Source organism: uncultured Acetobacterium sp., assembly GCF_927416815.1.
Lineage (GTDB): Bacteria > Bacillota > Clostridia > Eubacteriales > Eubacteriaceae > Acetobacterium.
Genome location: NZ_CAKMJU010000034.1, coordinates 53,863 through 68,131, shown reverse-complemented (window position 1 = coordinate 68,131; position 14,269 = coordinate 53,863). Strand labels below are relative to the sequence as shown.

The 14,269-nt window shown below is 44.4% G+C and carries 12 protein-coding genes and 1 riboswitch; of the genes, 1 reads left to right on the top strand and 11 read right to left on the bottom strand.

The genetic code is table 11. The features are described 5' to 3' along the window. From QZ998_RS07015 to QZ998_RS06975, 9 genes are all read right to left on the bottom strand, one after another. Positions 1–105: putative dsRNA-binding protein (locus QZ998_RS07015; RefSeq protein ID WP_296559204.1), on the bottom strand; the 105-nt coding region annotated here is incomplete at its 3' end. A gap of 269 nt (positions 106–374) precedes the next feature. Further along, on the bottom strand, positions 375–1,340 hold the full coding sequence (gene hemB / locus QZ998_RS07010; RefSeq protein ID WP_296559202.1) for a porphobilinogen synthase: 966 nt from the start codon (positions 1,338–1,340) through the stop codon (positions 375–377). Positions 1,341–1,527: 187 nt separating this feature from the next. Further along, positions 1,528–3,945 (bottom strand): hydroxymethylbilane synthase, encoded by a 2,418-nt coding sequence (gene hemC, locus QZ998_RS07005; protein ID WP_296559201.1) that lies wholly within the window; start codon positions 3,943–3,945, stop codon positions 1,528–1,530. Positions 3,946–3,963: 18 nt separating this feature from the next. After that, complete coding sequence (locus tag QZ998_RS07000; protein ID WP_296559200.1) at positions 3,964–4,551, bottom strand: bifunctional precorrin-2 dehydrogenase/sirohydrochlorin ferrochelatase; 588 nt, start codon at positions 4,549–4,551, stop codon at positions 3,964–3,966. Next, positions 4,529–5,821 carry a glutamyl-tRNA reductase gene (gene hemA, locus QZ998_RS06995; protein WP_296559199.1) on the bottom strand — a complete coding sequence of 431 codons (1,293 nt, stop codon included), beginning with the start codon at positions 5,819–5,821 and terminating at the stop codon, positions 4,529–4,531. The genes QZ998_RS07000 and hemA overlap by 23 nt, the downstream gene beginning before the upstream one ends. After that, entirely contained in the window at positions 5,796–6,638 is an 843-nt protein-coding gene (locus QZ998_RS06990; RefSeq protein WP_296559198.1) for an energy-coupling factor ABC transporter ATP-binding protein, read from the bottom strand. Before QZ998_RS06990 ends, hemA begins: the two co-directional genes overlap by 26 nt. Next, positions 6,631–7,332: a cobalt ECF transporter T component CbiQ gene (gene cbiQ / locus QZ998_RS06985; RefSeq protein ID WP_296559197.1), complete on the bottom strand. Its 702-nt coding sequence runs from the start codon at positions 7,330–7,332 to the stop codon at positions 6,631–6,633. Before cbiQ ends, QZ998_RS06990 begins: the two co-directional genes overlap by 8 nt. 121 nt (positions 7,333–7,453) lie before the next feature. Continuing rightward, a complete protein-coding gene (locus tag QZ998_RS06980; protein WP_296559196.1) occupies positions 7,454–7,753 on the bottom strand; it encodes an energy-coupling factor ABC transporter substrate-binding protein in 300 nt (99 codons plus the stop codon). After that, positions 7,731–8,486, bottom strand: a complete 756-nt coding sequence (locus QZ998_RS06975; RefSeq protein WP_296559195.1) for an energy-coupling factor ABC transporter permease — start codon at positions 8,484–8,486, stop codon at positions 7,731–7,733. The genes QZ998_RS06980 and QZ998_RS06975 overlap by 23 nt, the downstream gene beginning before the upstream one ends. Before the next feature lie 311 nt (positions 8,487–8,797). Then, a riboswitch (cobalamin riboswitch) is annotated at positions 8,798–8,978 on the bottom strand. Positions 8,979–9,181: 203 nt separating this feature from the next. Here QZ998_RS06975 and QZ998_RS06970 point away from each other — a divergent pair. Then, complete coding sequence (locus tag QZ998_RS06970; protein WP_296559194.1) at positions 9,182–11,215, top strand: EAL domain-containing protein; 2,034 nt, start codon at positions 9,182–9,184, stop codon at positions 11,213–11,215. Positions 11,216–11,417: 202 nt separating this feature from the next. On the opposite strand, the gene QZ998_RS06965 is transcribed toward QZ998_RS06970, so the two are convergent. Further along, entirely contained in the window at positions 11,418–13,403 is a 1,986-nt protein-coding gene (locus QZ998_RS06965) for an ABC transporter permease (protein ID WP_296559193.1), read from the bottom strand. Beyond that, positions 13,396–14,163: an ABC transporter ATP-binding protein gene (locus tag QZ998_RS06960; protein WP_296559191.1), complete on the bottom strand. Its 768-nt coding sequence runs from the start codon at positions 14,161–14,163 to the stop codon at positions 13,396–13,398. The genes QZ998_RS06965 and QZ998_RS06960 overlap by 8 nt, the downstream gene beginning before the upstream one ends. Positions 14,164–14,269: the final 106 nt, after the last annotated feature.

Genomic DNA, 14,269 nt, shown 5'->3' with positions numbered 1-14,269 from the left:
TAAAGCATCGTGAGCTGCATTTTGTTCAGCTTCTTTTTTTGATTTTCCTGTACCGATACCAAGTGTGATGTGATTATCTAATTTTACAGCAGCTTCAAAAAGCATCTATTTGAACAAGTCAAATCAACAAATGTGCATAAGCTTATGTATCAGTCGAGGTTTATTTCTTGTTGGTTCACAGGCAGTCGCCAACTACAAGCAAGCTTGTGATTGGCTCGTTGCCTTTGCGAAAATTCGTACAGTTGCAATTAGCATCATTGTAAAATAAAGTTCGATGTGCAACTGTTCGCCTTGAGGCACACAACATGATGTAACAATTGTCGGTACTGCGGTTGTCTTGAATAAAAGATTTATGACTTATAAATAATTTGCTGTTATTGATATTCCTTGAGCATGGCCTGCAGTTCTTTGGCAAAATAAGTGATGATAATATCTGCTCCGGCCCGTTTGATGCTGATCAGGCTTTCAAAAATAGCGCGACGATCCATCAGATCGGCATCGACAGCATTTCTGATCATCGCATATTCGCCACTGACCTGATAGGCGGCCATCGGTAAGTACGAAAGTTCCTTGCCCTTGGCAATAATATCCAGATACGGCATGGCTGGTTTGACCATCACAATATCGGCACCTTCATCGATATCGAGCACCATTTCCTTTAAGGCTTCGCGGGAATTGGCCGGATCCATCTGGTAGCTGCGGCGATCGCCAAAGGCTGGCGCCGAATTGGCAGCATCCCGGAAGGGGCCATAAAAACTGGAAGCAAATTTAGCCGAATAGGCCATAATCGGAATCGATTCATAACCAGCCTGGTCGAGGGTTTCGCGGATATGGTCGATACGGCCGTCCATCATATCCGAAGGAGCAACCATATCGGCTCCGGCTTCGGCATGACTAAGCGCTGTTCTGCTTAAGGTCTTCAATGTTTGATCCCGTCTGATCTCGCCGTTTTCTTCAAAAAAACAGCAGTGTCCGTCGCTCTTATATTCACACAAACAGACATCGGTAATGACATACATTTGTGGATCGACTCTTTTGATTATTCGGATCGCTTCCTGAACCAAACCGTCTGCTACAAAAGCCGGTGTGGCTTGACCGTCCTTTTGGTCGGGGACGCCGAACAAAATAACATAGCGGATGCCCAGTTTTTTAAGAACCAGGGTTTCTGCCCCTAACATATCTAAAGACAGATGATACTGATCTTTCATGGAGCCGATTTCTTTGCGCACGCCCTGTCCGTCGACGATAAAAAGCGGATAAACGATATCATTCATCGACAGCTGTGTTTCTCTGATTAAATTTCTAACCGCCGTATTTTTTCGTAATCGTGTTGGCAACATCTTGCTGACCTCCTCATTTAGTTCTTGAAAATTGCAATAATCCCATGAGCTTTGCCGGCTGTTTAGACGAAACAATTTTTGTATGTACCGCGTACAAGCGATTTCTTATTGTTATAAAAACTGCCGCCAAACCAGTCATTGTTGGATTCTTACAAATCGTAACTAGTTATTACTTTTGTATTAGTTATTACTTTTGTGCATCCTTTAAAATCGCATCTAGCATTCCCTGGATGGTATATGTTTCGGCTTCGATATCGACAGCGATGGCCAGTTCCAGGCATTTTTTTGAAGTTTGCGGGCCGATCGAAACCGCTTTTGCCGAATTGATCGCGGCGATGTGGGCGGCGCCAATTTTTTCGACAAAAAACTGGACAGTGGTGGAGCTGGTAAAGGTAATATAATCAATTTCTTTATTATTTAACATTTCCAGCGGATCGACGGTGGCGTGATCTTCGCGGATCGTTTGGTAGCTTTGGATCTCGTCAACTGGACAGATTTTGGCTAGTTCTTCGACCACATAGATCCGGGCATTTTTTGATCGGGGGATTAGTACCCGGCTGTCTTTATTAAGTAGCGGTGCCAGACCGTTGACCAATTCTTCACCAACATATTTATCCGGCACAAAATCGGCCTTGAGACCTCGGGATAAGAGGGCATTTTTGGTTCCTTCGCCAATCGCGGTGATATGCAGGTTACCAAAGGCGCGGGCGTCTTTGCCGCAACGCGCCAGCGAATCAAAGAAGATTTCCACGCCGTTGATGCTGGTAAAAACAATATGGCTATAATCCTTCAGAACTTTCACTTTTTCGTCACAGGCCGCTTCGTTGATCGGGACAATTTTGATGGTTGGGAATTCAATGGCATTACCGCCCAACTCAGTGATTTTTTCAACCATCTGAGAGCTTTGTTCCCGGGATCTTGTCACGATAATGTTTTTTCCAAACAATGGTTTTTGATCAAAAAACCGCAATTTTTCGCGTTTATTGACCACTTCTCCGACTACAATCAGGCTTGGGGCAGTAATTTTTGCTGCGGTAGCAATCCCATAAATAGTTTTTAGGTTTCCGGTGACGACCCGCTGATAGGGGGTCGAGGCCCGATGAACCACGGCCACCGGCATTTCCGGATTCATGCCGTTTTTAACCAGTTCGTCACAAATCTTTTCCAGATTCTTGACCCCCATCAAAAAGACGATGGTACCTTTTAGCTTACCGAGCACTGGCCAATCCAGATCCGATGAGCCGTCGTAGGCATTGGATTTTAAATGTCCGGTGATGACATGGAACGAAGACACACAGTCCCGATGGGTAATCGGAATACCGGCGTAGGCCAGTCCACCGATGACCGAGGTTATCCCGGGGATCACTTCAAAAGCGACGCCCGCGTCGTAGAGGTCTTCGCCTTCTTCACCACCACGGCCAAAGACATAGGGATCTCCGCCTTTTAGGCGCAGTACCAGTTTTCCTTCCAGACCTTTTTGGACTAATAGGGCATTAATATCTTCCTGGCGCATGGCATGATTGCCGGCTCGTTTGCCGACATAAACAATTTCGGCATCTGCTCTGGCGTCGTTTAGAAAGCTTTCATTAACCAGCGCATCATAAACGACCACATCGGCTTTGCTTAAAACATCCTTGGCTTTAACGGTTAAGAGACCGGGATCCCCGCAACCGCCGCCGGCCAGATAGACTTTTCCGGGCTTTTTGTGTACTGCGGTGTAACATGCTGCTGCTAATTGTTTTCCCAAATTTTCTGCCTCCTCGGGTACGCCTTCAATCGACTTTGTCACCACATGACTGCCGTCTTCCAGACCATAGAGTCCGTACAGTACAATGGTGTCTGCTTTTATTTGACAAAATGCTCCCACCGGAATATGACAGCTGCCGTTTAAGGCCTTTAAAAAACTGCGTTCGGCGATCATTTGGATGATCGTGTTGTGGTCGCTGATAGCGGCCATCAATTCTTTGACCGTCTGATCATCTTCACGAACTTCCACCGCTAGGATTCCCTGGGCGGGTGCCGGGATGAAGGTGTTCTCCGGCAAGGTCACCGTCTGATAGGCGGGATCTTTAAGCCGGCCAATCCGTTTGAGACCGGCTGCGGCCAGAATGATGCCATCCAATTGCTGTTCGTGCATTTTTTTAATCCGGGTATCAATGTTGCCGCGAATCCCAATAATTTTAACATCTGGCCGCAGTTTTTGCAGCTGACAAATCCGGCGCTTACTTCCGGTTGCCACTACCGCGCCTTTTGGCAAGCCATCAAGCCTTGTGATCTGATGGGGTGTCAACAGCACATCACGGGGATCTTCGCGAGTCGTAGGTACCGTCAAAACCAGACCGTGTGGCAGTTTTGAGGGCATATCCTTCATGCTGTGGATCGCCATATCGATATCGCCGGATAACAGCGCATCTTCTAATTCCTTAGTAAACAATCCCTTATCACCAATTTTATCGAGCGGTTTATCCTGAACCAGATCGCCCTTTGTTTTAATGATGACCATTTCAAAATTTATTTGGGGGTGGGCTTTTGCCAACACATCAATGAGCCACTGGCTTTGGGTGCGCGCCAAGGTACTGCCCCTTGTTCCAACTTTTATATTCATCTATTTTATCTCCAATTGTCAGTAATTTCCTAGTTTTGACCGCAGTTCCGGATTGGAACATCGGGACAAGACTTTAAGTTTTTCGCTTTTTTCGTTCGGGGTGCCATCGCCAGCTAAAACTGCCTGTCGCAGTAATCGCAGTAAGGCTGTTTTTTCGGTATAGCTCTCATCATAGCGGTCGGCCAGCTCGTCGGCAATCCGCTTCGTTAAAAAAGGACTGGCCCCTTCGGTACAGACTGACAGGGTTAAATCACCCCGGCGAATCACGCTGGGAAAAATGAAATCCGAATCATCCGGATCGTCGACCCGGTTACACCAAATTTTTTGGGACAGGCAGTCCATTCTGATCTGCTGATTTAACTCGCGATTATCGGTTGCTGCCACTGCCAGGTCGATATCAGTGAGCTGATCGATGTGATAGCCGGAATCGATCAGGGTCAGCCGATTGTTCTCGGTTTTAATCAGACCTTCGGAAAAATCCGGACTCACCGCCACCACCTGAGCACCATTTTCCAGCAACGTAATAATTCTTCGGGCAGCAACCTTACCGCCGCCGACCACCAGAACCTTTTTGTTTTTTAAGTTAAATAACAGCGGTGTCATCATTTTGCTGATCTTCCAAGGTTTTTTTGTCCTGAATTCCTGGGAATAGATAGGTCACCGTTTTTTCAATGCCGATGATTTCCGCTTCGCACTCCAGCGACTTAAGCTGTTTAATCGGCGGCATCACCATTTCTCGAAACTTCGAGCGGATCACCTTGGACAAATATAGCTCTTCTTTTTCGGACAAATTTAACCGACCACAAAGGTTTTCAATGGTTTCATCAGCCAATTGCCGGGAGGTTTCGTTTAAGTCGCGGACCATATTATCAACCTTGGATCGGGTCACCCAGGACAGCAGTCCATCGATTTCATCCTGAATTTCGGCAGCAATCTTAGCGGCGATCTTGACCCGATAGGCCATTTTTTCATCCATGATGTTTTTAAAATCATCAATCGTCAGCAGTTCTACCTTGTCCAGGTTGCCAACTGCTTCTTCGACATCCCGGGGCAGCGCTAAATCGATCACGATTAGCGGTTTACTTAGCGGCTTCATTTCTTCGGCCTTTAAAATAACATGCGGCGATGCGGTCGCGGTAATAATCACATCCATTTCAGGGATGATCTGATAACGGTCTTCATAATGAATCATCTGGACGTTTTCATGGATCGCTTCACACTGATGCATATTATGAAAGGTGCGGTTGGTCATATATGGGTTACAAAAGCCTTCAGCCTTCATATAGCGCAGCGCCAACACCCCCATTTTCCCGGAACCGATGATCAGTATTTTTTTATTGCCATAATCTTCGGGATACCTGCGCTTGATATGCTTTACCGCGGTTGAGCTTAGGGATAGCGGGGTTTCGGATATTTTATAATCGGTTTTTACCTTTTTAGTAAAGGTGATCGCCTCCCGAAACATTTTCGTCAGGTATTTTCCGCAACCCTTAACAGCCTGGGATTTTTCCAGGGCATCTTTAACCTGACCCAGAATCTGGTCTTCACCTAAAATCATCGAGTCCAGACCGGTAACCACCTCATAGAGATGGACCATCGCTGCCCGCTCTTTTTTGACAAAAAGATAGGGCGCCAGTTCTGCTGATTTTTCGCTGAGATAAAAATCGGTTAAGATTTTTGCGGCCGCATCCTGGTTTCGGGTCGAGACATAAATCTCGCTGCGGTTACAGGTCGAAAGAATGATCACCTCGGCAATCTCCGCTTCATTCAAAAGGGTTCGGATGGCCTCATTCAGGGTGCGATGGAGAAACGCCCCTTTTTCGCGAATTTCCAAAGGTGTATCCTTATGATTAATTCCTGCTACTACCAGTTTCATCCACTTGAACCTCCTTTTTCTGATTCCTGATCGCTTCTTCCAGGGCGGCAATGCTACGAAAGCCTTTAATCCCCAGACATTCTTCTAGCCGGGTCATCGTTGCCTGTTCCAGACTGGCTGTTTCCAGGGCTTGAGTATTTTTAAAAACTTGGGTGGTTTCGCCTTCTGCCAGCACGCCACCATGATGGAGCACATAGGTATAATCACAAAATTCATAAATAAAATCCATATCATGGCTGGATAAAATAATCTTAATGCCCTTAGCCAGCGCCGCTGTGATAATCGCTTTGACCCCGGCCTTGCTTTTGGGATCGAGTCCCAGTGTCGGTTCATCCATCAGAATGATCTCCGGTTCGACGGCTAAAACCCCAGCCATGGCGACCCGTTTTTTTTGCCCATAACTGAGATAATGGACTGGCCGATCGGCCAAAAGCGTGATTCCGGTAGCTTCCATGGCGGCCTTTACCCGCCCATCGATGAGCTCTGCAGCCATCCCCATGTTTCTTAAGGCAAAGGCCACGTCATCATATATTCCTGAATAAAAGACCTGCTTATCGGATTCCTGAATAACCAGCCCAATTGATTTGCGAAATTCGTAGAGATTTTTTTTCTTATAGGATAAGGGTTCTTCCTTAAAAAAAACAGTTCCCTCAGTTGGTTTGATCAGCCCAATTAAGGCTGACATTAAGGTCGATTTACCAGCACCGTTTTCACCGATGAGGGCGATGCAATTTCCCCTGTTTCCGTCAATGGAGACACCTTTTAAAGCGGTAGTGCCGTCCGGATATTGATATGTCAAATTTTTAGTTTTAATCATTTTTAAGACCTTTCCGATAGCTTACATGAAAGTCTCCCTGATATTGCTTTAATTCCAGGGTTTTTGTCATCTCCTCGTAGCTCTGGATGGCCATGAGAATTAAATTGCTTAACATCATTGCAATCGATTGGATTGAGACTTTTACATTGCGGTAACCAAAGCGTAACTCCTGAGCGGTTGCCATAATTTTTATTTTATCCCAATAATCAAAGATAAAGCGGTAGGTTAGAATAAATATCTCTAAAAAAGTATTGCTGATATGGGCTTTTTTCATCACGCCGGCAATCTGCATCACCGGGGTGGTATAAATCAAAAAAAGCATGCAGGAAACGCCTGACATCGCTCTACAAAAAACCAGACTGGCCAGCACCAAGTTGGCGGTGGTGATGCCGATGGTAAACTGGAAAAAATTAAATGCCACTAAATAGTCACCGCCCCCTTTGGAAATGGTGAATAATAATGCCAGCGCTCCGGGGATAATAAAGATCGAATCAAAAATCAGTGTATGGAGATAAATACGTCCGGGAATTTTTGCCCACAGCAGGGTGCAAGCCACCATAACACCAAAAACCCCTGCCATATACAGGGGTTCACTGATAAAAAAGACCGAAAGGAGCATGATTAATGAAACCACTACCTTAACAGTAGGATTGGCATTGCTAAGTTTATTGGTATGCGCAAAACGATCAATCATGGTAGTCTCCTTCTTCGATGCTGTTAATATTGATATCAGTCACCGGGCTTCAGGTTGGTGACAAACTCCCCTACCGACCAATGACCAAGGGGTCAAACCCTTGTTAATCTGTTTTCATTATTTACGCCGATTTCTCGGCCTTTTCATTTTTTCCCGATTTTTTATAAAGATAGAAAAAGCAGATTCCCAACCCGCCAACGCCTAGGATCTGTTGGAAAAGGAATAGGTTTTCTTCCATCTCGCCGGGATCAAACAAGCTTTCAAACCAGGGCACATAATTTTGATCGATTGTGGTGATGGCCGTTCCGGCGGCGTCATCGGCACCCGCAAACTCGGCCTCTGGCAAGGCAATCTGAGGAATAATAATCAGTGCTCCAATTAGCATAACCAGAATGATTTTAGTTGTCAGCGAGAGTTTCATTTGAAATAATCCCCTTTTCTTTATATTGGTAGATGGCATTGACCACCAGTACGGTTAAAATACCTTCGATGATTGCCAGCGGTATCTGGGTAATGGCAAAAATACTTAAAAATTTAGCAACCGATGCCGTCATCCCACCAACCGGATCCGGGAAGGCCAGACCTAACTGGATCGATGTTGTTATATAGGTCACCAGATCAGCGATACAAGCTGCTAAAAAAACGGTTAGTGCTTTGGGGACATTGAGCTTTGACAACCCTTTATAGATTCCGTAAGCAACAAAAGATCCCACTATTGCCATTGAAAAGACATTGGCTCCCAGCGTAGTCAACCCGCCATGAGCCAGCAAAAGCGCCTGAAATAACAGCGCGATGGTACCAACCACAACGGTAGCAAAAGGACCCAGGACAATGGCACCCAAACCGATCCCGGTCATATGCGAGGAACTGCCGGTTACCGAAGGTAATTTAAAAGCTGATAAGGCAAAGGTGAAGGCGGTTGCAATCGCCAATAAAACTTTTTGCTCAGGCTTGTCTTTAAATATTTTTCCGACCTGATATAATCCGAAAGCGATAAACGGCAGTGATAATACCCACCAGAAGACCGCCCAGCCAATCGGCAGAAAGCCTTCCATAATATGCATGGCGTTGACCGGTTGAGCAGCCAAAAGGACCATTAAAAATACAATTCCAACAAATGTCATGTTTCTTTTTGTGTTTTTTGTTCTTTTCATTTTTACCTCCATTTTTTATATCAACCAGTAAAAAAGAGGGCTTCACACAGCCCATTTCAATGGACACACTAAAAGCCGATAGTTTTATGTACTCAAATCAAAGATAACTGCAAGTATTTCTTTGAACGTTCGGATTTGCTAGCTTGCGTAACGCATTCACTGAATCCACTACTGCCCGAAAAAAAAACCTTTCACCCACATTATGATGGGAAAAAAGGTTTTATCATTACACGTTTCCATTCATTCTATCACGCAATATCATAGAATCAACTTTTGTTAATGTTACTAACTTCCCTTTTCCCTGGAAGGACACTTTAGCACATCATTTTAGTAGGTTTCCTGACTTATAGCTTTTATTCTCCTCGCCTTCCCAGACAAAACGTGCCCAGTGACATATTAAGGAGACATAACTAATTACAGTGACCGGATCGTTCTGGATTCTAACCAGATTCCCTCAATGAATTTATTCATCCTAAATGATTTTTTACATCTCTTATTTAATTGTGTTTATATTATAACACGGATATGATAAATGTACAGGTTTTTTTAGGCGCTTTAAGGCTAAAAATTAGCTTCTTTAAATAGTAACTGGTTAAGTATTTATTAAATTTGCACGACTTTCTATCGCAATCAAGCTTGTAAAATGCTACAATAGATCAAATGTCTGTAATCCTTTAAACCGAAGAGGTATTGTGATGGATAAACTTAAATTCAAACGAACTGTGCCTGCTGTATTTGAACGATTAAACGCCGCCGATGATCCTTCCCTGATATTGTATTATCAAAATATTTTAAGCTGCATGCTGGCATCACCGCTATTATTTCTTGGCGCAATTGCGAATGTCATTATCGTTTATTTTTTTTGGTCTGGAAATCTAACCGAGGTGCTGACCAACAGCGCCATTTTTCTGCTGCTTGGCTTAACCTTTGAAACGATTTCCCGAAAAGAATTAAACAGTGATTCATTTGATCACCTGATTTCGCTCTCCCAATCGACCTGTCTGGCTTTTATCGTGATCCGATACTATCACATCATTGGCCCGGCAGTATGGACTGCTGCTTTTGTGATGATCATCCTTGCCATGATGCGACTAAAAATAACAATGCTGTATTATATTACGGCGACAACTTTTATCTGTGGATTATATGTGACCTTTCTCCTGCCTGTTGATGGATTTCGCTTTGCCCCGGTTTATTTTCTGATTCAGAATATTCTGTTCGCTTTCGTGTTCAGCCTGGCTGCTGCGACCTTTCACATGACCCAGCTTCGATATGACAAAGCGATGAAGCGACTAAATGCGGTGATTACTCAGAAAGAAAAAATTGCCGGCCTGTATGAAACGCTAAATCTCACCAAACAAACCCTGGCCACCCAGAATAAAGAGCTCCAGTCGTCCAATGAAGAAATAAGAAAAAACGAAGAGCGCCTTCATTTTCTCGCTTATTACGATGGCTTAACCGAACTCCCCAATCGCAAAATGATTCTGGAGCGCCTGCATCTACTGGTCAATCGATCTGATGATAAGAAGTCAATCTTTTATATTGTTTTTATCGATCTCGATAATTTTAAAAAAATCAATGATACCATGGGTCATCTTTATGGTGACGACTATTTAAAATATACCGCCAGACGCTTGAAAGAACTCGTTCATGAAGATGATTTGCTGGGTCGAATGGGTGGCGATGAGTTTGCCCTGATCATTCAACGAAATATCAAAGAAGAAGCTGCCTACAACTATGTCGAAAGCCTCCGCAATGAGCTGTGCGATAAAATAAAAACGCACTGCTCAGAATTTAAAGTCAGCGCCAGCTTCGGCATTTCGGTCTTTCCTCAGGACGGCAAAGAACCGATTGAACTACTTAAGAGCGCCGATACCTCAATGTATAAAGCCAAAGAGCTGGGGCGCAATAACATTCAGTTTTTCAGACCCGATATGAAGGAAGAGATCCTCAATAAGATCCAAATGGAATCACTGCTCTTAAAGGCTTATGAAAACAAGGAATTTTTCATCGAGTATCAGCCCCAATTCAATGCCGAAGATCATCGTATCCGCGGCTTTGAAGCCCTGATTCGCTGGAATTCCCCCCACTATGGCCGGGTTTCACCGATGGACTTTATCCCACTGGCCGAAGAAATGGGATTGATCATCGGTATCGGCCAGTGGGTATTGCTGACTGCCTGCCATAAATTTAAAGAGCTGGATAATCGTTTTGCTCAAAATCTTTGCATTTCTGTTAATGTCTCGGCCGTTCAGATCCGGGACAAAAATTTTGTGGCGATTGTTAAAAACGTTCTTGATGAAACCAACATGGATCCCAATCAATTGGAATTGGAAATAACTGAATCACTTTTTATTGACAATATTGAAGAAACGATTGAAATGCTTAATGATATCAAGGCCTTAAACGTCAGAATTTCCCTGGATGATTTCGGCACCGGATTTTCATCTCTGAGCTATCTAAGACGGCTCCCCATTGACACCTTAAAAATTGACAAGTCCTTTATCGATGATCTCTCCGATCAGGACGCTTCGATCCGCATCGTCGGCGATATCATTTCGCTCGGCCATAACCTGGATGCTCATATTGTTGCCGAAGGCATTGAAAACACCGTCCAACTGGACTATTTAAAAGCCAACAACTGCGATTGCATTCAAGGCTTTATGTTCGGTAGGCCAATGTGTTTCAAAGACGTAGAAGCTTTATTGGAAAAAAATCCCCTGAAATAGAAGACGCACAAACTAACGTACCGACCAATTTTAATCTATTGTTCGCCGCGGGATCGGACAGGCGCTGCCATGTCCGCCCCGATGCGTAGGGTCTGACCCCTAGGTCACAACATGATGTAATAATTGTCGGTACTAAGTTAGTACGATGTCCAAAGTCAACAATCCCCTAAAATAGGGGATTTTTTGTTTGCCGCAGTGATTGTTAATGAATCATCTTATAGTATGATCTGGCGGTGAGTAGATAAACGCCGGTATAGACTAGCGCATAAATGACAACACCGACTAGTGTGCATAAAAAGATTAGGGTTATGTTGGTCAGCCGGAAGGCGGCCAGCATTTTGGTAATCACCGGGAAGGCAAAGGCGACGTGGATGATCGCGCCGGCCAGGGGCAGAAAGAATACCATCAGAATCTGCTTGCCAATGGTTTTTTTAACTTCGCCTTTATCCATTCCGACCTTCTGCATGATGACAAACCGTTCGCTGTCTTCATAACCTTCAGAAATCTGTTTAAAGTAAATAATCAAGACCGTGGCCATCATAAAGAGCGATCCTAAAAACACCCCCAGAAATAAGAAGCCACCAAAGAAAAAATAAAGTTCAGTCAATGCTTCATAGAGGTTTTGGATATTGATATCGGGATAACTCTGGGTCACCGCTGCCCGCAGCTTGGCTGAAAATGCGTTGAGTGCATCCTCATTCCCATCCAGATTAAACATCAGCGCATGCAGTGTCGTCTGGGGATCATCGTCATTTTTCATGGTCTGATAGATGGCATCCATAACGCCCACATCTTTAACAATCAAGTAGTAGGTGTGACCCATATCCTGGGTCTTTTTAAAATCCATTGGAATGGATTCGAGCTGCTCGGTAATCAGATACTGCTCATCACCAAAAACAATGGTCGCTTCGCCATAGTTATCACCAACCGAAAATATCAGCATTTCATTTTCGGCCAATCTTTTATTGCCACCGGTTAAGCGGTTATAGTCGTCTAGTGGGATCAACGTGATATTCGAGATCCTTTGGTAATACAGGGCATCGGTAGCTTGGTTCTCGACCATATCTCTTAGAAAATGACTACCTTCCTGAAAAGCTCGAAAACGAGCCAGATCAAAAGAAATTTCATCCTTACTCCTGACATTTGACTTATCTTTTTCAGATTCAATCATCGTTATTACTTCAGCAAAATCGGTATTGGCCGCTGCTCCAATTATGCTCACATCCAGCGGATAAAAATCCCGACGCATCCCTTCCTGACCAATATACAAAGACACAGTGGTGGAAAGGGTGACCAGCACCATGGTACTGAGGATACAGATATTGGCCAACCCGACGGCGTTTTGCTTCATCCGATAAATCATCCCCGATACGGAAATGAAATTTCGCGACTGATAATAAAACGTCTTATTCTTTTTCAGTTGTTTTAGCAGGGTAATGCTCCCGGAGATAAACAAGGCATAGGTGCCGATAATAACAAACACCACCGCCACAAAGAAAAGTAGCAAGGCCTCAAGCGGGGTTTCAACCGAAAGGGCAATCACATAGCCAGTGCCCAAAGAAATAATCCCGATTAAGGTGACAAGCCAGGAAGATTTTGGCTCCTTCTCACCATGTTGCCCACCTTTTAAGAGATCGATCGGGTTTGCCAGTTTAACCTGTAAGAAATTCGTCAGTAGGGTCAGGCCAAAAATGACCAGAAAAACCGCGGTGGTGATTAGCAGCCCCCAATAGTCAACATGAAAGATTAAGGGACTCTTGAAGCGAACCATATTTAGCAGCAACAAAAACAGCAGCTTGCCAATCAGAACGCCGCCGATCAGCCCCAGACTCAAGCTGATGACGGTCACAAATACGGTTTCATAAAAAAGCACCCAGGCGATATGCTTTTTTTCCAGACCCAAGATACTGTATAAACCCAATTCCTTTTTGCGCCGCTTGATCAAAAAACTATTGGTGTAAAAAAGAAAGATAACTGCAAAAATACCAATTACGATGATGCCCAGAAAAAGAATTGTCTTCAAATTCATCGATCCGGGCATTTGATCCAGGCCCTTGTTGCTGTGAATCGAAACCATCGTATAAAAAGCCATGATCGATCCGATACAGGTCAGAATATAGGGAATATAGGTGTTTCCGTTTTTCTTTAAATTGACCAGTGCCAGCTTGGGATAAAAAAACTTATTCAAGCTCTTCACCTCCGGAAGCCAACACCGATAGGGTAAAGGATATCTTTTGATACATATCGTCATTGCTCATCGAACCCCGATAGATCTGATTATAAATTTCGCCATCCTTGATAAACAAGACCCGGTTGGCATGACTAGCTGCGGCCACCGAGTGGGTTACCATCAGGATCGTCTGACCGAGGTTATTGATGGATGAAAAGATTTTCAGCAGATTCATGGCCGCCTTGGAATCCAAAGCGCCGGTAGGCTCATCGGCCAGCACCAGTTTGGGCTTGGTAATCAGTGCCCGCGCCACCGCAGCCCGTTGTTTTTGCCCGCCAGAGACCTCATAGGGGAATTTCTTCAGAATATCCTCAATTTTCAATCGCTCCGAAAGGGGCTGCAGACGACTGCTCATTTCCTGATAATTTTTCTGCGCCAGCACCAGCGGCAAAAAGATATTGTCCTGAATCGAGAAAGTGTCCAGCAGATTAAAGTCCTGAAAAACAAAACCGAGATTATCGCGGCGAAAGGCTGAGATCTCACTATCCTTAATGGTGACCATATTTTTACCATCTAGATACACTTCGCCGCTGGTGGGTTTATCAAGAGAGGCCAGAATATTGAGCAGGGTTGTTTTTCCCGAACCGGATTCTCCCATGATCGCCACGTATTCGCCCTGCTCGACCGAGAAGCTGACATTAGACAGGGCCTGTATCTGATTCCCGCCAAACCGGGTGGTATAAATCTTTTTTAAATTCTTTACTTCAAGTAATCGCATGTTTTTCTCCCTGATCTGAAATTTTGTTTTATCGACAACTAAAGTATAACGAAAAAGAAAATAACCAGCCATCGTTTTGGCTTACATTGGGGCTGCTAAGCTTACA

Excerpts from the sequence above, each read along its gene's own strand:
- QZ998_RS06990 (WP_296559198.1), bottom strand. The coding sequence starts at position 6,638 with ATGATTAAAACTAAAAATTTGACATATCAATATCCGGACGGCACTACC.
- hemB (WP_296559202.1), bottom strand. The coding sequence starts at position 1,340 with ATGTTGCCAACACGATTACGAAAAAATACGGCGGTTAGAAATTTAATC.
- QZ998_RS06980 (WP_296559196.1), bottom strand. The coding sequence starts at position 7,753 with ATGAAACTCTCGCTGACAACTAAAATCATTCTGGTTATGCTAATTGGA.
- QZ998_RS06975 (WP_296559195.1), bottom strand. The coding sequence starts at position 8,486 with ATGAAAAGAACAAAAAACACAAAAAGAAACATGACATTTGTTGGAATT.
- QZ998_RS06970 (WP_296559194.1), top strand. The coding sequence starts at position 9,182 with ATGGATAAACTTAAATTCAAACGAACTGTGCCTGCTGTATTTGAACGA.
- QZ998_RS06960 (WP_296559191.1), bottom strand. The coding sequence starts at position 14,163 with ATGCGATTACTTGAAGTAAAGAATTTAAAAAAGATTTATACCACCCGG.
- cbiQ (WP_296559197.1), bottom strand. The coding sequence starts at position 7,332 with ATGATTGATCGTTTTGCGCATACCAATAAACTTAGCAATGCCAATCCT.
- hemA (WP_296559199.1), bottom strand. The coding sequence starts at position 5,821 with ATGAAACTGGTAGTAGCAGGAATTAATCATAAGGATACACCTTTGGAA.
- hemC (WP_296559201.1), bottom strand. The coding sequence starts at position 3,945 with ATGAATATAAAAGTTGGAACAAGGGGCAGTACCTTGGCGCGCACCCAA.
- QZ998_RS07000 (WP_296559200.1), bottom strand. The coding sequence starts at position 4,551 with ATGATGACACCGCTGTTATTTAACTTAAAAAACAAAAAGGTTCTGGTG.